This window comes from Xanthomonas sp. XNM01, from assembly GCF_014851915.1.
Classification (GTDB): domain Bacteria; phylum Pseudomonadota; class Gammaproteobacteria; order Xanthomonadales; family Xanthomonadaceae; genus Pseudoxanthomonas.
Genome location: NZ_JACVAP010000002.1, coordinates 396,035 through 414,289, shown reverse-complemented (window position 1 = coordinate 414,289; position 18,255 = coordinate 396,035). Strand labels below are relative to the sequence as shown.

Annotated in this window: 15 protein-coding genes and 1 pseudogene; 4 read left to right on the top strand and 12 right to left on the bottom strand. The window is 69.2% G+C overall.

Annotated elements, in window-relative coordinates; translation table 11 throughout:
- Positions 1-46: 46 nt before the first annotated feature.
- The 7 genes from IB242_RS09585 to IB242_RS09555 form a co-directional block, all read right to left on the bottom strand.
- Complete coding sequence (locus IB242_RS09585; RefSeq protein WP_192278537.1) at positions 47-883, bottom strand: carbohydrate ABC transporter permease; 837 nt, start codon at positions 881-883, stop codon at positions 47-49.
- A 46-nt stretch (positions 884-929) separates the two neighbouring features.
- Positions 930-1,808 (bottom strand): sugar ABC transporter permease, encoded by an 879-nt coding sequence (locus tag IB242_RS09580; protein ID WP_192278535.1) that lies wholly within the window; start codon positions 1,806-1,808, stop codon positions 930-932.
- Complete coding sequence (locus tag IB242_RS09575; protein ID WP_225540467.1) at positions 1,805-3,085, bottom strand: sugar ABC transporter substrate-binding protein; 1,281 nt, start codon at positions 3,083-3,085, stop codon at positions 1,805-1,807. Before IB242_RS09575 ends, IB242_RS09580 begins: the two co-directional genes overlap by 4 nt.
- Before the next feature lie 41 nt (positions 3,086-3,126).
- The gene (locus IB242_RS09570; RefSeq protein WP_192278531.1) at positions 3,127-4,755 is read right to left on the bottom strand and encodes a glucoamylase family protein; all 1,629 of its coding nucleotides are present in this window, start codon (positions 4,753-4,755) and stop codon (positions 3,127-3,129) included.
- Positions 4,756-4,831: 76 nt separating this feature from the next.
- Entirely contained in the window at positions 4,832-7,867 is a 3,036-nt protein-coding gene (locus tag IB242_RS09565; RefSeq protein WP_192278529.1) for a TonB-dependent receptor, read from the bottom strand.
- Between the two features lie 35 nt (positions 7,868-7,902).
- On the bottom strand, positions 7,903-8,961 hold the full coding sequence (locus tag IB242_RS09560; RefSeq protein ID WP_192278527.1) for a LacI family DNA-binding transcriptional regulator: 1,059 nt from the start codon (positions 8,959-8,961) through the stop codon (positions 7,903-7,905).
- A 206-nt stretch (positions 8,962-9,167) separates the two neighbouring features.
- Positions 9,168-9,470: a YciI family protein gene (locus tag IB242_RS09555; RefSeq protein ID WP_192278525.1), complete on the bottom strand. Its 303-nt coding sequence runs from the start codon at positions 9,468-9,470 to the stop codon at positions 9,168-9,170.
- 391 nt (positions 9,471-9,861) lie between these two features.
- Between IB242_RS09555 and IB242_RS09550 the strand changes: the two genes are divergently transcribed.
- The 4 genes and pseudogenes from IB242_RS09550 to IB242_RS09535 all read left to right on the top strand — a co-directional run bounded on the left by IB242_RS09550 (position 9,862) and on the right by IB242_RS09535 (position 14,399).
- A complete protein-coding gene (locus IB242_RS09550; protein ID WP_192278523.1) occupies positions 9,862-10,779 on the top strand; it encodes a ScpA family protein in 918 nt (305 codons plus the stop codon).
- Positions 10,780-10,813: 34 nt separating this feature from the next.
- Positions 10,814-11,653 (top strand): annotated as a pseudogene (gene scpB, locus IB242_RS09545) (SMC-Scp complex subunit ScpB); the annotation flags it as partial.
- 2 nt (positions 11,654-11,655) lie between these two features.
- Positions 11,656-13,269: a pseudouridine synthase gene (locus tag IB242_RS09540; RefSeq protein WP_192278519.1), complete on the top strand. Its 1,614-nt coding sequence runs from the start codon at positions 11,656-11,658 to the stop codon at positions 13,267-13,269.
- 32 nt (positions 13,270-13,301) lie between these two features.
- The gene (locus IB242_RS09535) at positions 13,302-14,399 is read left to right on the top strand and encodes an NAD(P)/FAD-dependent oxidoreductase (RefSeq protein ID WP_192278517.1); all 1,098 of its coding nucleotides are present in this window, start codon (positions 13,302-13,304) and stop codon (positions 14,397-14,399) included.
- 19 nt (positions 14,400-14,418) lie between these two features.
- Here IB242_RS09535 and IB242_RS09530 read toward each other — a convergent pair whose 3' ends face one another.
- The 5 genes from IB242_RS09530 to IB242_RS09510 form a co-directional block, all read right to left on the bottom strand.
- Positions 14,419-14,853 carry a hypothetical protein gene (locus tag IB242_RS09530; protein WP_192278515.1) on the bottom strand — a complete coding sequence of 145 codons (435 nt, stop codon included), beginning with the start codon at positions 14,851-14,853 and terminating at the stop codon, positions 14,419-14,421.
- Positions 14,854-15,114: 261 nt separating this feature from the next.
- Complete coding sequence (gene trxC / locus IB242_RS09525) at positions 15,115-15,552, bottom strand: thioredoxin TrxC (protein ID WP_192278514.1); 438 nt, start codon at positions 15,550-15,552, stop codon at positions 15,115-15,117.
- A gap of 323 nt (positions 15,553-15,875) precedes the next feature.
- The gene (locus IB242_RS09520) at positions 15,876-16,673 is read right to left on the bottom strand and encodes an amidohydrolase (protein WP_192278511.1); all 798 of its coding nucleotides are present in this window, start codon (positions 16,671-16,673) and stop codon (positions 15,876-15,878) included.
- Positions 16,674-16,705: 32 nt separating this feature from the next.
- Complete coding sequence (locus tag IB242_RS09515) at positions 16,706-17,020, bottom strand: hypothetical protein (protein WP_192278509.1); 315 nt, start codon at positions 17,018-17,020, stop codon at positions 16,706-16,708.
- Between the two features lie 28 nt (positions 17,021-17,048).
- Complete coding sequence (locus tag IB242_RS09510) at positions 17,049-18,203, bottom strand: pyridoxal phosphate-dependent aminotransferase (protein WP_192278507.1); 1,155 nt, start codon at positions 18,201-18,203, stop codon at positions 17,049-17,051.
- Positions 18,204-18,255: the final 52 nt, after the last annotated feature.

Below are 18,255 nucleotides of genomic sequence, written 5' to 3'. Positions count from 1 at the left end.
CGGGCGTTCGGACATCCGCACGGCAGTGCCGCGCCAGCGGATGTCCTCACCCCTTCACGCTGCCCAGCAGCAGGCCCTGGATGTAGTAGCGCTGCAGCAGCAGGAACAGCGCCAGTACCGGGATCACCGTGACCACCGCGCCGGCCATCATCATTTCCACGTCCATGATGTGCTCGCGCGACAGCGAGGCCAGCGCGACCGGCAGCGTGTAGTGCTCCTGGTCGGTCAGCACGATCAGCGGCCACATGAAGTCGTTCCACGCGGCCATGAAGGTGAAGATCGCCAGCGTCACCAGCACCGGCTTGAGCATCGGCAGCACGATCTGGAAGAAGATCCGCCACTCGCCGGCACCGTCGATGCGCGCGGCCTCCAGCAGTTCGTCCGGGATCGAACGCGCGTACTGGCGGACCAGGAAGATGCCGAACACGCCTGCCAGCGCCGGCAGGATCACCCCACCGAAGCTGTTGACCAGGCCGAGCTGCTTCATCATCAGGAACAGCGGCAGCATCGCCACCTGCGCCGGGATCACCAGCGCCGCCAGCAGCATCTGGAACACGCGCTCGCGCCCGGCAAAACGCAGCTTGGCGAAGGCGTAGCCGGCCAGCGTGTTGACCAGCAGCGACCCCAGCGTGATCGCCGCCGAAACCAGCAGGCTGTTGGCGAAGTTGCGGCCCATGCCGGTGCGGCCGAACAGCGCATGGTAGTTGTCCAGCGTGGCGTGCGAGGGCAGCAGCGGCGGCGGAAAGCTGCTGGCCTGCCCGGTCGGCATGAACGAGACCGACAGCATCCACAGCAGCGGCGCCAGGCTGACCAGCGCCAGCGCCAGCAGCGCACCGTTGACCAGCGCCGCGTGCCAGCGCGACTGACCGACCTCGGCGTTCATCGGGAAACACCCGCGCACCCGGAGGTGCGCTGCATGCGTGAAGCGCTCACACCAGCTCCTTCCTGCGGCCGATGCGCAGCATCAGCGTGGTCACGCCGAGGATGATCAGGAACAGCAGGAAGGCCACGGCCGAGGCACGGCCCAGGTTCCACCACTTGAAGCCTTCCTCGAACATGAAGTACAGCACGCTCACCGTGCTCTGCAGCGGATCGCCGCGGGTCATCACGTAGGGCTCGGCGAACAGCTGGAAATAGCCGGAGACGGTGATCACGCCGACCACCAGCAGCACCGGGCCGAGCATCGGCAGGGTGATGTGCAGGAACTGCTTCCAGCGGTTGGCGCCGTCGATGCGCGCCGCTTCGTACAGGTCCTGCGGAATCGCCTGCAGGCCGGCCAGGAAGATCACCATGTTGTAGCCGAAGTTCTTCCACACCGCGAACAGCATGATGGTCGGCATCGCCCAGCGCGGGTCGCCCAGCCAGTCCACCGGCGCGATGCCGATGTGGCCCAGGGTCCAGTTCACCAGGCCGTAGCTGGTGTGGAACAGGTAGCGCCAGATCACCGCCACGGCCACCAGCGTGGTCACCACCGGCGCGAACAGCGCGGTGCGGAACAGCGCCTTGAAGCGCGCCACCGGTGCGTTCAGCAGCAGCGCGGCGCCCAGCGACACCGCGATCGACAGCGGCACGCCGACGATCACGAAGTAGGTGGTGTTCCACAGCGACTTCCAGAACATCGGCGTGCGCAGCAGGTCGATGTAGTTGTCGAACGCGACGAAGCGCAGGTTGTCGCTGTCGGCCAGCGCGTACAGGTCGAAGTCGGTCAGGCTCAACGCCAGCGCCGACAGCACCGGCACGCCGAAGAACAGGCCGATGACCAGCAGTGCGGGGCCGGCGAACAGCCAGCCGGCGAGCGAGCGGTTCATGGCGCGCCCTCCGCTGCTCCGCTCTGGGCCTCGGCCGCCAGCGTGCGCTCGCGCTGCTGGATCCAGCGGCGCTTGGCCAGGATCGCGTCGACCCGGTCGTCGAGTTCGCGCACGGCCGCGTCCTGCGACTGGCCGCCACGTACCACCTGCTCGGTGACGATGCGCATCTCCTGCACGATCCGCTCCCACTCCAGCACCTTCGGCGCCGGCTTGACCCGCTCGAGCTGGTCGCGGAATGCGCGCGCCAGCTCGTCCTGCGCCAGCGCCGGGTGCTCCCAGGTGCTGCGCCGCGGCGGCAGGTTGCCGATCATGCCGTGGAAGCGCTGCTGGATGTCCGGCTGTGACAGGAACTCGACCAGCTTCCAGGCCGCGTCCTTGCGCTGCGAGCCGCGGAACAGCACCAGGCTGGTGCCGCCGGCGATGCCGGCACCGGGACCATCCGGGCCGGGCAGCGGCATCGTGCCCCATTGATCGGCAAGCTCGGGCGGCTGCCGCTTGCGGAATTCGCGGATGTTCCAGGGCCCGGACAGGTAGAACGCGTAGAAGCCGTTGAAGAATTCGTCCCAGACGTTGGAAATCTGGGTCTCGGACATCTTCGGCGCCCAGCCCTGCTCGAACATGTTGGCGTAGAAGCCCAGCGCACGGCGGAAGCCTTCGCTCTCGAAGTTGCCGTAGCCGTCGTCGTCGCGCAGCAGCGGATCGTCCTGCTGCAGCGCGAACGACAGCTGCTGCTCGAACTCGTTGAGCGGCATCAGGATGGCGTAGCGGCGCGGCCCGCCCTGCGCCTTGATCGCGGCCATCGCCCGCTCCCACTCGGCCCAGGTGGCAGGCGGCGTGTCGAAGCCGGCTTGGCGCAGCAGGTCCTTGCGGTAGTACAGAAGGCGCGTGTCGACGTACCACGGCACGCCCAGCAGCTGGCCGTCGATCACGCTGGTGTCCCAGATGCCCGGGAAGTAGTCGTCGGCCTCGACCACCGTGGAGGCGTCGACGTAGGGCTGCAGCGGCTCCAGCGTGTCCAGCGCGGCGAACTCGGGGATCCAGGTATTGCCCAACTGGCAGACATCCGGCAGCGCGTCGGCGGCGAAGGCGGTCAGCAGCTTCTCGTGCGCGGCCGTCCAGGGAATCTGCTGGATGTCGACACGGATGCCGGGATTGGCGCGCTCGAACTCGGGGATCAGCTCGGCCACCACCTCGGCTTCGCGCCCCATCGCCCAGAAGCGCACGACCTCGGTGTCGCCCTCGTCGCGCGCGCAGCCGCCCAGCACCAGCGCGAGCAGGCCGGCGCCGATGCAGGACAGGCCACGCCGCCAGCGCTGCTTCACTGGCCCTGCGACCGCTCGCTGGTCGCCTGCTGCTTCTGCGCCTCGGCGGCCGCCGCGCGCGACTCGGCCATGCCCAGCGCGCGGGCGGCGGCGGCGTTCGGGTTGGCCTGGTACGGCTCGCCGGCCTCGTCCTCGGGAGTCAGCCAGCCGCCCCGGAAACCCGCACGCTCCAGACCGAGCCGCACGTACGGGCTCTTCTTCATCACTTCCCAGACGAACTCGTTCCGGTAGTTGGCGATCATCGTCAGGATCGGGCCCTGGTCGATGCCGATGTAGTCGCTGGCCACCCAGCCCCGTCCCGGCACGCGCCGGCCGGTCTTGAGCGGGATGTCGTAGTCGAAGCTGGGATTGAACGAATCCAGGAAGCCGTAGCTCGAGTACAGGTAGTCGCCGAAGCGGCGGTGCATCTCCTCGGTGGCCGGGATCACCACCTCCGGCGCGAACACGATCGAGGAGATCGCCGCGGTCGGGGCGATGGTGCCGTCGTCGAAGTTCTCGCGCAGGCCCGCGCCGCGCGAGGAGTAATGGCGGAACTCGCGTTCCTCGCCCTCGTAGATCTGGCGCGTGTTCTGCGGGCCGTCGCCGGCGGTCAGGCCCCACACGTTCTCGCCGTACTCCTTCCACTTCATCGGGTTGGCGATCGCGTACTCGCGCTGCGCCAGTGCCGCGCGCCGGCTGTTGAGGAAGTAGTCGATGCCGCGCTCGCGCATGTACTGGTCCTGGATGTCGCGGAAATCGATCCAGACATGGCTGTACTGGTGGCCGAACAGCGGGCCGAAGCTCAGGTATTCCTGCCCGTAGTACACGCCCCAGTCGTGGTTGTAGGTGCGTGCCCACACCGTCCAGGCGTCCGGGCTGACCGGATGGGTCGGCGAGCCCAGCGCCAGGATGTAAAGCAGCATGGCCTCGTTGTAGCCCATCCAGTCGTGGACGATGAAACCGCTCTCGGGGAACCAGCCCATCGACACCAGCGGGTCGCGGATCTGCAGCCAGTTCCAGTCCACGCGCTTGTACAGCACGTCGGCCAGCTGGCGGATCTCCTTCTCGCGCGGGTCGTCGCCGTCGTAATACGCCTGGGCGAACAGCACGCCCATCATCAGCAGCGCGGTGTCCACGCTCGACAGCTCCACCCAGCTGTCGTAGCGATGGCCGTTCTGCATGTCGATGAAATGGTAGTAGAAGCCCTTGTAGGCGCCCTTGCCGGTGGCCTGCGGGCCCGAGGGAATGTCGCGGAAGAAGCGCAGCGTGGTCAGCGTACGGTCCACTGCCTGGGTGCGGCTGACCCAGCCGTTCTCGATGCCGATCGGATAGGCCGTCAGCGCGTAGCCCACCGAGGCGATGCTGGCGAACGGACGCGACGGATAACGGTCCGGGGTCAGCCCGTTGACCTCGTTGGTGGTGTCCCAGAAGAACTGGAACGTGCGCTTCTCGATGTCGCGGAACAGCGGCGGCAGTTCCGGGCGCGGCGGGCGCTCGGGCAGCACCGGCTCGATCAGGATCACGTCGGGCTTGGGCGGTGGAGGCGGCAACGACTCTGCCGGCGGTTGCGGGGGCTCGCGTCCACAGGACGCAAGCAGCAGCGCCATCGCCGTCGTCGCCAGAAGCAGTCGGACCTTTCCACCCATGCCGTGTGTCTCCTCCCCGATACCAGGATCGTTTCATGCCACCCCGGCCGGAGGATCCGGCCGGGGCCTTGCGTCGTTACCAGTGCAGACCGAAGGACAGCTTGAAGGTCCTGGGCAGGTTGGCCAGGATTTCCTGGTTGGACCGCTCGCCGAAGGCCGGGTTCGGCACCAGCGTGCCGTTCTGCACGTCACCACGGTTGGTGTTGAAGTTGACGTAGCTGCGGTCGTTGGTGACGTTGAACACGTCGCCGCGGATGCGCAGCTTCAGGTCGGTGCCGGTATCCCATTCCTTCTGCACCGCCAGGTCGAGCTGGCGCTGGCGCGAGGGGCTGAAGTACAGCGTCTCGAAGTAGCCGTTGGCGCAGCCGTCCACGAAGTAGCAGTTCAGCGCGTCCTTGCCCGGCGGCGAGGCGACGGTCAGCTTGGCCGAGAACTGCAGGCCCCAGTACTCGGCGATGCCGGTGGCCACGAAGCGGTGCTTGGAGATGCCGACCGAACGCACGAACTGGACGTTGTCCAGGTTCGGGTAGTCGAACGAGTAGTGCTCGTCGCTGTTGGCGGCGTTGCCGCGGTTCTCCTTGGCGTCGCTGTAGGTGTAGGCCATGGTGAAGCCCCACGGCGATTCCTCGGTGAACGGCTTGTCCACCGACAGCAGCAGCTGGGTGATGCGCGTCTCCACCGCGTTGTCGGCCAGGATCAGCGAGCCGTAACCGGGCAGCGGCTGCCCCCACGGCGCACTGCCGAAGGTCGCACCCGGCGCGTGGTAGCTGCCGTCCGGATTGCGGTTGCCCAGCGTGAACAGGATGCCGTCGTGGCTCTCGATGTAGGCCACAGCGGCCGAGGTGTTCCAGTCGTGGCCGCCGACGGTGACGATGTTGCGCATGCCCAGGCTCAGCTGGTCCGAGTACGGCACCTTGAGCTCGTTGTTGATCAGGTCGACCTCGGCGCCGGAGCGGCTGGGGCCGGAGATCAGCGCATACAGGTTCTGCCGGTCGTAGTACGCCGGATCCCAGGCGATGCAGTTGCCGGTGCCGACGGTGCAGGCATGGTTCGGCGAGTTGAACTGGTAGGTGAAGCTCGGGAACGCGCCCTTCGAGCGCTCCAGCGCCAGGTAGTCGAACACGTTGCGGTCGTAGGCACGGCCGGCACCGCCGAAGATCACGTGGCGCTGGTCGCCGAACAGGTCGTAGGAGAAGCCCAGGCGCGGCTGCCAGGCGTCCTTGAACGGCTTGCGGTTGCTGCCGGTGCTGATGTAGTCGTTGTAGTCGTAGTCCACGCCCGGGTTGTTGACGTTGGCCCAGCCGCGCAGCGCGTCGACCACGCCCTGCGGGGTCACGAAGTCCTCCCAGCTCGAGGAGGTCTCGTAGTCCCAGCGCAGGCCGATGTTCAGCTGCAGCTTGTCGGTGACATCCCAGTCGTCCTGGATGTAGATGCCGAACTGCTTGTTGTCCGAGGAGATGTTGCGGCTTCCCGAATAGTCGGGGGCGAACTGGACCTCGTACGGAATCATCGAGGCCAGCGCGGAATTGCCGGCCAGCAGGTTCGCGTAGTAGTCGTAACGGAACTGCGGGTTGTAGGGCTGCTGCTCGAACGCGTTGAGCTCGACGTCCTTGTACTTCACGCCCACCTTGATCGTGTGGCGGTCCCAGCCGGTGAAGGTCAGGTCGTTCTGGAAGCCCCAGCCCTTCTGGCCCTTGTCCTGGTAGTCGGCGCCGCCGCCCAGGTTGAGGAACACGCCGCGACGGGTCGCGGTCGGGCCCTGGCTCCAGCCGACGATCTGCTGGCCGTTGACCAGGTTGATCGCGCGCGGGTTGAAGGTGTCGTCCTCGTAGGTCAGGTGCATGTCGTTCAGCCAGTCGGCCGAACTGAACTGCCAGCGCAGGTCGTAACGCGAGCTCTCGTTGTTGTTGGTCTTGCCGAACGACTCGCTGTTGGGGCCGTTGCCGATGTCGGTGATCTCGCTTTCCTCGCGCTGCTTGGTCGACAGCTCGATCAGGTGGTTCTCGCCGGCCTGCCAGGTCAGCTTGCCGAACCACAGGTCCTGGTTGAACGGCACGGTGACCGTGTTGAGGTACTGCGCCAGTTCCGGGGTCAGGTCGCCGGCGTTGAGCTGGTTGTCGGCGCGCACGGTGCGCGGCCGGTCGAACTCCTTGGCCTCGTAGGTGACGAAGAAGAACAGCTTGTCCTTGATGATCGGGCCGCCCAGCGCAGCGCCGTACTGGGTTTCGCCCGAGGGATTCTTGAAGCCCTGGGCTTCCTCGATCGGCGTGGACTCGCGCCAGTCCGGCGTGCCGGTCTTGTCCCAGAAGAAATCGCCGCTGAACTCGTTGGTGCCCGACTTGGTCACCGCGGTGACCGCCGCGCTGCTGATCTGGTCGTACTCGGCCTTGTAGTTGGAGGTGATGACCTTGTATTCGCCGATCGCCAGCTGCGGGAACGGATTGCCCTGGCTCTGGGTCTGGCCGCTGATGCCGCCGGCCAGGGTGTAGCTCTTCTGGCCGACGCCGTCGATGAAGACGTTGACGCCGTTGGCGCTCTGCGCGCCGCTCTTGAGCTGGGTGGTGTTGTTGGAGCGGGTCTCGAAGACCATGCCCGGCACGGTGTCGGCGAAGGCCAGGAAGTTGCGCGAGGCCTGCGGCAGCGCCTCGATCTGGCGCTGGGTCACGTAGGTGGCCACTTCCGAGGTCTTGGTTTCCACCGCCGCGGTCGCGGTGACCTCGACCGCGTCGAGCGTGGTCGCGTCGCCCGCGCTGGCGGTTTCGGCCACGCCGCCGACGCCGAGATTGAGGGTCGCGGTCTGGCCGACCTGCACCGTCAGCTCCTGCACGTTGGTCTGCCCGCCGGACTCGACCTGGATGCGGTAGCGGCCCGGCGGCAGGCCGCCGACCGAGTATCCGCCACCGGCCGAGGAGCGCGCGGTGCGGCTCAGGCCGGTTGCGGTGTTGGTCACGGTGATGGTGGCGTCGCTGGCCGGCGCCGAATCGGCCATCACCTGGCCACGGATGGTCGCGCTGGTGCTCTGCGCGAACGCCGGGGTGACGCCCAGCGCCAGACAACTGGCGAGCGCGACGGTCAGCAGCTTGCGGTGCGGCGCTTGGTGGTTCGGGTTCATCGCGGTGCTCCCTCCCAGGAGATGGTGCTGCTTGGTCATGAGGCTTGTTCGTCCAGCCGTTCGGAATGGGCCGGCGGATGCGATGCACGACGACTGACGCTGGACTGGCGCACGACCAGTTCAGGCACCAGCATCTGGTGTCCAGGAACGAGGGATTCGTCCGAATCCATCTGCGAGAGCAGGCGCATCAAGGCTTTTCCGCCGAGTGCGGCGATACTCACCTGCATCGTTGTCAAAGACGGGTGAACGAAGCGCGCCAGCGGGATGTCGTCGAAGCCGGCCAGCGCGATCTGCTCGGGCACGCGCACTCCGGCCTGGGCGAATGCGTACAGGCAGCCGAGCGCCATCATGTCGTTGGCGGCGAACACCGCGTCCGGCAGCGCGCCGCCTTCGAGGATCCGCGCCCCGGCCTCGTGGCCCGAAGCTTCGTCGAACCGGCCCGGATACTCGATGCCCAGCGCGCCCGGCTGCGCGGCGATCGCCTCGCGGAACCCCCGCAGCCGCTCGTCGGCGTCGTGGTTGCCGTCGGGGCCGCCGATGAAGGCGATGCGGCGATGGCCCAGACCCAGCAGGTGGCCGGTCATCGCCAGCGCGCCGGCGTGGTTGTCGATGCCCAGCGAGGGCCAGACCTGCTCGGGCTGGCGGGTGTTGATCAGCACCGCCGGCAGGGTGTCGGGCAGGTTGTCGGCGAGAAAACCCGGCTGGTCGGCATAGGGCGACATCACCAGCAGCCCATCGACCCGGCCACGCATCGCGCGCAGCGCCGCGCCCTGCTCTTCCGGGTCACCGTGATAGCTGGACAGCAGCAGGTGGCGCCCGCGGGACCGGGCCACCGCGTCGATGCCGCGGATCAGTTCGGAGAAGAACTCGCCATGCAGGTCCGGCAGGACCACGCCGATGGTCTGGGTGCTGCGGCTGGACAGGCTGCGGGCGGCGGCGTGCGGGCTGTAGCGCAGACGGCGGGCGACCTCGAGCACCTGCTGGCGCACCGGCTCGGCGACATTGCTGTGGCCATTGAGCGCACGCGACACGGTAGCAACGGAGACCCGCGCTTCACGCGCGACATCGCGGATCGTGACCGCCTGACGTCCCATCCTGCGTCCTCTTCCCGGCTCGGCGGCCGCAATGTAACCGTTTTCAAGCGCCATGGCGAACCCACCACTTCCAGGCAGGAATCCCCTTTCCGATCAGTGACCTGCGGCGCACGCAAATTGCCGCGCCGCAACACTGAATAGGCGGATTGTCGCGCTGTTGCCAGCCGCTGGACAAGCGGGGCAACGCGCCTTGCCGCACTCCCGGCTCAGGCCAGCACGACCCGGAACGGGCGCACCTCGACACGGGCATACACGCCCGCCGCCACATAGGGATCCGCAGCCGCCCAGGCCCGCGCCTCGTCGAGCGAGCGAAAGCGGGCGATCACGACGCTGCCGCTGTATCCCGCCGGCCCCGGATCGTCGGCGTCGATCGCCGGACACGGCCCCGCCACCAGCAGGCGACCGGCATCGTGCAGCGCCTGCAGCCGCGCCAGGTGGCGCGCGCGCACGGCCAGCCGGCGCTCCAGCACATCGTCCCCGTCGTATCCCTCTATCACGTACCAGCGCATGCGCCTGCTTCCCGTCCGGTCGGTCCGCGGGCATTCTGTTCCGCGCCGGCTTGACCGATGCCCACCGGCCTGCGCCTGCCCGCTGGACAGCCGCCGGCGCAGGCCTTACGCTTGGCACCACATGCGGCCGGAAGCAGCGGCCCGTCGGCGCCACGGCCTCTTCCCGAAGCGGGGAACGCCCATCTCCCGACGACCGATCCGCTGACCCGCTCTCCGCAGCAGACGACCTCCCCCGGCTGTCGGCCACCGCCTCCCCCTGCGGTGCTCCGGGCCTGTTTTGATGTGCATGTAGATGCGGCGTACGCCCGACGACTTCCGTGGGCGTCCGTCTCCGCAGGTGGCGGCAGTCTGGCAGCTGCGCGCGCCCCTCCCGGGCATGGCTTCCGAGTAGATGAGTTCCGAAACCGCGCAAGACGCGATCCCGACAACGCAGGCGACGTCCTCGGTTCCGCACCAGCACGAAATGCCGCTGGCGGTGGTGCATGGGCAGCCGGTGCTGCAGATCCCGCAGGACCTCTACATCCCGCCGGATGCGCTGGAAGTCATCCTCGACGCCTTCGAAGGGCCGCTGGACCTGCTGCTGTACCTGATCCGCCGGCAGAACCTGGACATCCTGGACATCCCCGTCGCCGAGATCACCAGGCAGTACGTGGACTACATCAACGTGATGCAGGAACTGCGGTTCGAGCTGGCGGCCGAGTACCTGGTGATGGCCGCGATGCTGGCCGAGATCAAGTCGCGGATGCTGCTGCCGCGGCCGGTCAGCGAGGACGGCGACGAGGCCGATCCGCGCGCCGAGCTGGTCCGCCGGCTGCAGGAGTACGAGCGTTTCAAGCAGGCCGCCGAGGACATCGACGCCCTGCCCCGGCAGGACCGCGACACCACGCCGGTGCAGGCGCACGTCCCGGACCGCCAGGCGATCCGGCTGCCGCCGCCGGTGGACCTGCGCGAGATGCTGATGGCGCTGCACGACGTGCTCAAGCGCGCCGAGCTGTTCACCGGCCACGCGATCAAGCGCGAGGCGCTGAGCGTGCGGCAGCGGATGGGCGAGGTGCTGTCGCGGTTGAACGATGGCCGGTTCCACCGTTTCGAATCGCTGTTCACCGCCGAGGAAGGCAAGCTCGGCGTCCTGGTCACCTTCCTGTCGCTGCTGGAACTGGCCAAGGAACAGCTGCTGGACATCGTCCAGGACGCACCGCTGGCGCCGATCTACGTCAAGTCGCTGGCGATCGGCAACACCAACGAGCCGCTGCAGTTCCACAGCGAGTTCGACGAACACGACGACGACGGCGAAGCCGCCGTCCGCTGATGCCCTTCCTTTCCCGAGAATCAACGCCGCTGCAATGGACCAAGCGCTGATCACCCGCATCGTCGAGGCCGCCCTGCTCGCGGCCAACCAGCCGCTGGCGCTGGCCCAGCTGCACGGGCTGTTCCCGGAGGACGAGCCGGCGCCGCCGGGCAGCGTCGAGCGCGCGCTCGACCTGCTGCGCGAAGGCTGCGCCGACCGTGGCGTGGAACTGGTCGAGGTCGCCTCCGGCTTCCGCTTCCAGGTCAAGGCCGACGTCCACGCGTGGGTCGCCCGCCTGTGGACGGAGCGCAAGACCCGCTACACCCGCGCCACGCTGGAAACCCTGGCGCTGATCGCCTACCGCCAGCCGATCACCCGCGGCGAGATCGAGCAGGTCCGCGGCGTGGCGGTCAGCAGCAACATCATCCAGGCACTGGAAGAACGCGAATGGATCCGCGTGGTCGGCCACCGCGACGTGCCGGGCCGGCCGGCGCTGTTCGGCACCACCCGCACCTTCCTCGACTACTTCGGCCTCAAGCGCCTGGACGAACTGCCGCCATTGTCCGAACTCAAGGACATCGGCGAGCTGGAGCCGCAGCTGCCGCTGGATCCGGATGCGGCGCCCGCCGCGGCCGGCATCGCCGCCGGCGACGCGGCCGGGCCGGACGCTTCCGGCGATGCCGGCGCCGACGCACCCGGTGCGGACGCCGACCCCGGCGACGGGCAGGACACGCCGGATGCCGTTCCCGCGGAGGCGGCCGAGGCCGCTTCCGGCACCACCCACGCGCAGGCGGATGCCGGCGCGAATGCACCCGAAACCACCGCGGACGCCGATGCGTCCGACGCGACCCACGACACCCAGGCCCCGGAAGACACCGACGGCCGGAGCACCCACTGATGACTGATTCAACCCCACGCAAGCCCCTCGGCAAACTGTCGCTGAAGCGCGGCGAAGACGCCGCCGCCACCGCCAAGCTCGAGGAGCGCCTGCACAAGGTCCTGGCCCAGGCCGGACTCGGCTCGCGCCGTGCGCTGGAACAGCGCATCGCCGACGGCCTGGTCAAGGTCAACGGCGAGACCGCCCAGATCGGCCAGAGCGTCCGCAGCGGCGACCGCGTCGAGCTCGACGGCAAGGCCTTCGTGGCCTCGGCCCTGACCGAACCCGCACGCGTGCTGATCTACAACAAGCCCGAGGGCGAGGTCACCACCCGCGAGGATCCCGAAGGCCGCCCGACCATCTTCGAGGCGCTGCCGCCGCTCAAGGGCGCACGCTGGATCGCGATCGGCCGCCTGGACATCAACACCACCGGCCTGCTGCTGCTCACCACCGACGGCGAGCTGGCGAACGCGATGATGCACCCGTCCTACGAGGTCGAGCGCGAATACGTCTGCCGCGTGCGTGCACCGGAAGGCGAGGAGAAGGTCGCCGACGCCATCGTCGACCGCCTTGCCCGCGGCGTCGCGCTGGAGGACGGCCCGGCCAAGTTCGACCAGATCGAACGCATCGGAGGCACCGATTCGCACGACTGGTTCAAGGTCGTGGTCAAGGAGGGCCGCAACCGCGAGGTGCGCCGCCTGTGGGAATCGCAGGGCTGCCAGGTCAGCCGCCTCAAGCGCGTGCGCTACGGCAAGATCGCGCTGCCGCGCGAACTGCTGCGCGGCCAGTCGCAGGAAGCGGCCGCCACCCAGGTGGCCGCACTGCGCAAGGAGCTGGCGCTGGAGGAAGGCGTCGCCTCGGCGCTGACCCTGCAGCCGGTGATCGGCCAGCGCCGCGCAGCCAAGGCCACCGTGCACATCGGGCGCGATGGCGGCCGTGGCCAGGCCTACGTCAACGGCAACAACACCGCCGACGAAGGCCGCGAGCTGCGCCGCTTCGATCACGTCCGCGAGGACCGCCGCGGCGGTCGCGGCGGCAACAAGAAGCCGCACGGCGGCCTGACCGTCAGCGGCGAGATGGCGGCCAAGCAGTCGCAGAAGCCGTTCAAGCAGCGCAAGGACAAGGGCCTGAAGCCGCTGCCCGAAGGCAATCCCGCCGCGTTCCGCACGTGGTACGTGCCGGACGGCGTCGGCACCGGCCCCAGCGGCCACCGCAACGCCGGTCCGAAGAAGCCGTACTACGGCAAGTCCGGTGCAGGCGCTGGTGCAGGCGGCCCCGGCGGCGGCGGCCAGGGCCAGCAGCGCAAGCCGCGGCCGTACGGCCATCCCGGCAATGCGCCGCATTTCCCGTCCGACCATGCCACCCCGGGCGCGTTCCCGGGCAACGAGCGTGGCCGCGGCCCGCGTCCTGCCGGCGGCGGTCGCCCCGGTGGCGGCGGTCCGGGCGGTGGGCGTCCCGGCGGCGGCCCTGGCGCTGGCCGTCCGGGCGGAGGCCACGGTGCAGGCCGTCCTGGTGGCGGCGGTCCGGGCGCCGGGCGCCCGGGTGGTGGCCGGCCTGGTGGCGGCCCCCGTCCCGGCGGTCGCCCCGGTGGCGCCCCGCGCGGCGGCAACCGTGGCCCGCGCGGCCAGGGCTGATCGCACGACGCGTCCGGGACACCGCCGAATCGATGTCGAGTTTCGATCATGACCTGCTGGTCGTCGGTGCCAGCTTCGGTGGCGCCGCCTGCGCGATCGCCGCCGCCTCGGCCGGGCTGCGCGTCTGCGTGGTCGAGCGCAAGGACGATCCGGGTGCGCGGCTGCACACCACCGGCATCATCGTGCGCGAGGCCGCCGAGCACACGCTGCTCGGCCAGGCACCGGCCGAGTGCCTGCAACGCGTCGAACGGGTCCGCCTGTACGCGCCGTCGCTGCGCGACATCGCGCTGGCGGCGCCGGGCTACTACTTCCTGACCACCGACACACCGGTGCTGATGCGCTGGCTGGCCGGGCAGATCCCGGCCCATGGCGCGGAACTGCGGCTGGGCACGTCGTTCACCACGGCGCAGCGCGACGGCGACGGCTGGCAGGTGCCCGGCATCGGCCGCGTCCGCTGGCTGGTCGGCGCCGACGGTGCCCGCTCACGCGTCGCCGAGCGCACCGGGCTCGCACCGGTGCGCGACTTCCTCTACGGGGTCGAATACGAGTACGCCGGCGCATCCCTGCCCGAACCCGATGCGTTGCACTGCTTCGTCAGCCGTCGTTTCGCGCCGGGCTACATCGGCTGGGTCGCGCAGAATCCTGCCGGCGTGCAGGCCGGGCTGGCACTGCGGCACGACGCCTCGCGTGCGCGGCTGCCGGACATCGCCGGCTTCCTCGAACGCATCGCACCGAAGGTCGGGCTGCCGGTCGGGCGCAGGCCCGATGCGATCCGTGCCGGCCTGATCCCCTGCGGCGGCCCGGTCTCGCCGCTGGCGCGGGCCGGTGTGATGCTGACCGGCGACGCGGCCGGCATCGTGTCTCCGGTCACCGCCGGCGGGATCCATTCGGCCTGGGCGCATGGCTGGGCGATCGGCGAGGCCGCGGCCGCGCATGCGCGGGGCGTGGGACCCTCGCCGGAGGCGGTGGCCGACGCGGCCGCACCGCGCTTCCGGCGCAAGCGCCTGCTGCGCTGGGCGTTCGACCATTTCCAGATGGACTGGCCGTTCGACCTGCTGCTGCACTCCGCGCCATTGCGCTGGGCCGCCGAGCAGGTCTATTTCCATCGACGCGGCACGCCCGGGCACTGAGCCCGGGCGGCCCACCGGCTCAGCGCGGTTCGATCACGAAATTGCCGAAGCCGACACCCAGGTCCCAGCCGCGACCGGTACCGGCCAGTGCCAGCGACACCTCGCCCTTGGTCACCACCTGCGCCTTGCTCGACTTGACCGCGCCCGCATGCGCCTCGGCTGCGGCGTAGGTGCCCAGGGTCTCGTTGATGCTCTTCACCCCGGAGAACTCGCCGGTGCCGTTCTCGATGGTGGACTTGCCGAAGGTGATGCCGCCGCCCTTGGCGCTGATCTTCACCGGCAGGCTGCTGCCGTTGTCGCAGGTGATCGTGCCGGTGCCCGATGCGGTCTTGTAGAACGCCGACCAGCCGGACAGGTTGAAGCTGAGCTTGCAGTCCACTTCGCGCGCCTGCGCCAGCGGCGCGGCGGCAAGCAGGACCAGCGCAGCGAGCAGTGCATGCTTCTTGTTCGACATGGAAACGCTCCGATCCGGTGTGGGAAACGCGGCCGAGCATAGCAGCGGGTTTCGTCACGCCTCCGTGGATTCAGGCGCCGCGCAGAGCGGCCGCCGGGCATCCGTTCAGATTCCTGAGTCCCTTGTCGTCTGCCGCTTCAAGCGACGTCGCGAACCGATCAACAGGGCACCGCCCATGATCCGGCAGCATGGCAGCCCTGCCCTGCCAGGAGACCCACGGTCTGGTGCGTGAGGATCGCCGCGCACGACCGTGCGCCAACGTCACACGTGCTGGCGTGCCCACTGCAACAGCGCCTGCAACGGCATCGCCCCCGACTGCCGGGCCAGTTCACGCCCATTCCGGAACAGCACCAGCGTCGGGATGCTGCGGATGCCCAGGCGCGTGCCCAGCCCCGGCTCGGCCTCGGTGTCGACCTTGGCCAGCCGCATGCGTGGCTCGAGCAACGGCGCGGCCTGCGCATAGGCCGGCGCCATCGCCCGGCACGGTCCGCACCAGGGCGCCCAGAAGTCGACCAGCAGCGGCCAGTCCGAGCGCAATGCGTGCGCGTCGAAGCCCGGCGCGGTCAGCGCGAACGGCGCGCCCGGAAACAGCGGCTGGCGGCAGCGGCCGCAGACCGGTCCATCGGCGATCCGGGCCGCAGGCACGCGGTTCAGTGCGTGGCACTGTGGACAGGCAAGCTGGATCGGATCGGTGCTCATCGGGGGGACCTGCTTCTCAGGAGCGGCAGCATCGCGCAGCCGGCGTGACGGGAACATCCCCCGTCCGGGGAAACGCGACGGAACCTGCCCGATATCCTGCCGCGCGCGCCATCCGGCACCTGCGCCAGACCTTGCCTGGATGACCGGACGCCGGATCCACCGACAACTGTCCACCGACTGCATGCGCCGGCGATGGCGGCAGAAACAGCGCGTGCCGGATTCGGTCCCGATGTGCGGGAAACCCTGCTGCATCGGTGGCGGGCGGATCATTCCGGGCATGCCGTTGCGGCGGCATGCGCGATGCGTGGCGACAGGTGTCGCGCTCAGCGCAGCTCGAACGCGTCCGCGTCCAGCATCGCCGGGAAGCGCTCGCGGTGCGCGGCCAGCGCCGCGGCCGAGATCGTCGTGGTCACCACCTGCTCGCGCTCGCGGATCTCGACCTGTGGCTGGCCGAGGAAATCGATCACCGCGCTGTCGCCGCTGTAATGCAGCTCGTTGCCGTCGACGCCGACGCGGTTGACCGCGGCCACGTAGCACAGGTTCTCGATCGCGCGCGCGCGCAGCAGCGTCTTCCACGGGTAGGCGCGTGCCGACGGCCAGTTGGCGACGAACAGCTGCAGGTCGAAATCCATCGCGCCCGGCCGTTCCACGTCGTAGCGGTTGCGGCAGAACACCGGGAAGCGCAGGTCGTAGCAGACCTGCGGATTGATCCGCCAGCCCTTCCACTCCACGGTCAGCCGCTCGCGCCCGGCGGCATAGCGCTTGTGCTCGCCGGCATAACGGAACAGGTGGCGCTTGTCGTACCACTGCAGGCCGCCATCGGGCGTGGCCCACAACATACGATTGAACACACCCTCGTCCGTGCGCAGCTGCGCACTGCCTGTGACCGCGGCGCCGAGCCGTGCGGCCTGCTGCTGGATCCACGCCACGGTCGGGCCGTCCATGCCTTCGGCGCGGTCGATCGCGTCGTTGGAGAAGCCACTGGTGAAGGTCTCCGGCAGGATCACCAGATCGGTCGTGCCGGCAAGCGGTGCCAGCAGCGCACCGTAGTAATCGCGATTGGCGGCCGGGTCGTGCCAGCGGGTGTCGCCCTGGACGAGCGAAATGCGGAGGTCCTGCATGCGTGGGACTTCGTGGGTTCGGGATGCGAAGGCTAACCGGCCCGGGTGCTTCGGCGCGAGAACGCCAGCACCAGGATGCCGACCAGCGCCGCCAATGTCAGCAGCGTGAACCAGCCGGACCTGGGTCCCAGCCCATTGCCCAGCATGCCGACGCTCCAAGCTAGCCAGAACACCGACTCCCACACGCCGCCACGCACTGAATAGCCTTGCCGGATCCGGAACGGCCGTCGTCCGCGCAGCTGCGGCGCGAACGCCAGCACGACCAGCCGCGCCGACGCCCACACCAGCCCCAGGCCTGCGGCCACCAGCACCAGAAGATCGAGCACCCCGAAGATTCCATCCGCCATGTCCGTGCCTCCATGCACGCGGTTTGATTCAGAGCCTGCGCAACCGCTCGATCGCCGCGTCCAGCGTCGCCTCGTTCTTGGCGAAGCACAGCCGGGCCAGGCGCTGGCCGGCCGGCGGTGCTTCGTAGAACGGCGACAGCGGAATCGCGGTGACGCCATGCTCGATCGTCAGCCAGCGCACGAACTCATGGTCCGGCAGGTCGCTGACGGCCGAGTAGTCGACCAGCTGGAAGTAGCCGCCCGGCACCGGCAGCGGCTTCAACCGCGTGCCCAGCAGCTGCTCGCGGAAGCGGTCGCGCTTGGCCTGGTAGAACGCGCCCAGCTGCTCGTCGTGTTCGGGCTCGTCGCGGATCATCGCGGCGAACGCATGCTGGGCCGGCGCGAAGGTGCAGAACACGTTGTACTGGTGCACCTTGCGGAACTCGGCGCTCAGCGCCGGTGGCGCGATCGCGTAGCCGATCTTCCAGCCGGTGCAGTGGTAGGTCTTGCCGAAGCTGGAGATCACGAACGCGCGCGCGGCCAATTCCGGCCAGCGCAGCACCGACTCGTGGCGGCGCCCGTCGAACACGATGTGCTCGTAGACCTCGTCGGAGATCAGGGTGATGTCGGTGCCGTCCAGCAGCGCCGACAGCGCGCGCATGTCGGCCTCATCGAACATCGCACCGGATGGGTTGTGCGGGGTGTTGACGATCAGCGCGCGGGTGCGCGGCGATACCGCGGCGCGGACCCGCTCCCAGTCCACGGCGAAGGTCTGCGGATCCAGCGGCACGTGCACCGCGCGCGCGCCGGCCAGTTCGATCGCCGGGTCGTAGCTGTCGTAGGCCGGGTCGAGCACGATCACCTCCTCGCCGGGGCGCACCACCGCGTGGATCGCGTTGAACAGCGCCTCGGTTGCGCCGCTGGTGACGGTGACCTCGGTGTCCGGATCGACGGTGCGGCCGTAGCAGCGCAGCGCCTTGGACGCGATGGCCTCGCGCAGCGGCGCGACGCCGGTCATCGCCGCGTACTGGTTGTGGCCCGCGCGCATCGCCCTGTCCAGTTCGTCGACCAGCCGCTGCGGCACCGCGAAATCGGGGAAGCCCTGGCCCAGGTTGACCGCGCCGTGTTCGGCCGCCAGCTGCGACATCACGGTGAAGATGGTGGTGCCCACGCGGGGCAGCTTGGTCGGCGGGGTCTGGTACATCGGGAATCCGTGCAGCGGCGTGAACGGCGAAGTGTACGCAATGCCGGTGTCG

Bases quoted from the DNA above. Each gene is read 5' to 3' on its own strand.
- IB242_RS09565 (WP_192278529.1), bottom strand. From the start codon at position 7,867: ATGAACCCGAACCACCAAGCGCCGCACCGCAAGCTGCTGACCGTCGCG.
- IB242_RS09515 (WP_192278509.1), bottom strand. From the start codon at position 17,020: ATGGCGGATGGAATCTTCGGGGTGCTCGATCTTCTGGTGCTGGTGGCC.
- IB242_RS09540 (WP_192278519.1), top strand. From the start codon at position 11,656: ATGACTGATTCAACCCCACGCAAGCCCCTCGGCAAACTGTCGCTGAAG.
- IB242_RS09535 (WP_192278517.1), top strand. From the start codon at position 13,302: ATGTCGAGTTTCGATCATGACCTGCTGGTCGTCGGTGCCAGCTTCGGT.
- IB242_RS09580 (WP_192278535.1), bottom strand. From the start codon at position 1,808: ATGAACCGCTCGCTCGCCGGCTGGCTGTTCGCCGGCCCCGCACTGCTG.
- IB242_RS09550 (WP_192278523.1), top strand. From the start codon at position 9,862: ATGAGTTCCGAAACCGCGCAAGACGCGATCCCGACAACGCAGGCGACG.
- IB242_RS09520 (WP_192278511.1), bottom strand. From the start codon at position 16,673: ATGCAGGACCTCCGCATTTCGCTCGTCCAGGGCGACACCCGCTGGCAC.
- IB242_RS09555 (WP_192278525.1), bottom strand. From the start codon at position 9,470: ATGCGCTGGTACGTGATAGAGGGATACGACGGGGACGATGTGCTGGAG.
- IB242_RS09510 (WP_192278507.1), bottom strand. From the start codon at position 18,203: ATGTACCAGACCCCGCCGACCAAGCTGCCCCGCGTGGGCACCACCATC.
- IB242_RS09530 (WP_192278515.1), bottom strand. From the start codon at position 14,853: ATGTCGAACAAGAAGCATGCACTGCTCGCTGCGCTGGTCCTGCTTGCC.
- IB242_RS09585 (WP_192278537.1), bottom strand. From the start codon at position 883: ATGAACGCCGAGGTCGGTCAGTCGCGCTGGCACGCGGCGCTGGTCAAC.
- IB242_RS09560 (WP_192278527.1), bottom strand. From the start codon at position 8,961: ATGGGACGTCAGGCGGTCACGATCCGCGATGTCGCGCGTGAAGCGCGG.
- trxC (WP_192278514.1), bottom strand. From the start codon at position 15,552: ATGAGCACCGATCCGATCCAGCTTGCCTGTCCACAGTGCCACGCACTG.
- IB242_RS09570 (WP_192278531.1), bottom strand. From the start codon at position 4,755: ATGGGTGGAAAGGTCCGACTGCTTCTGGCGACGACGGCGATGGCGCTG.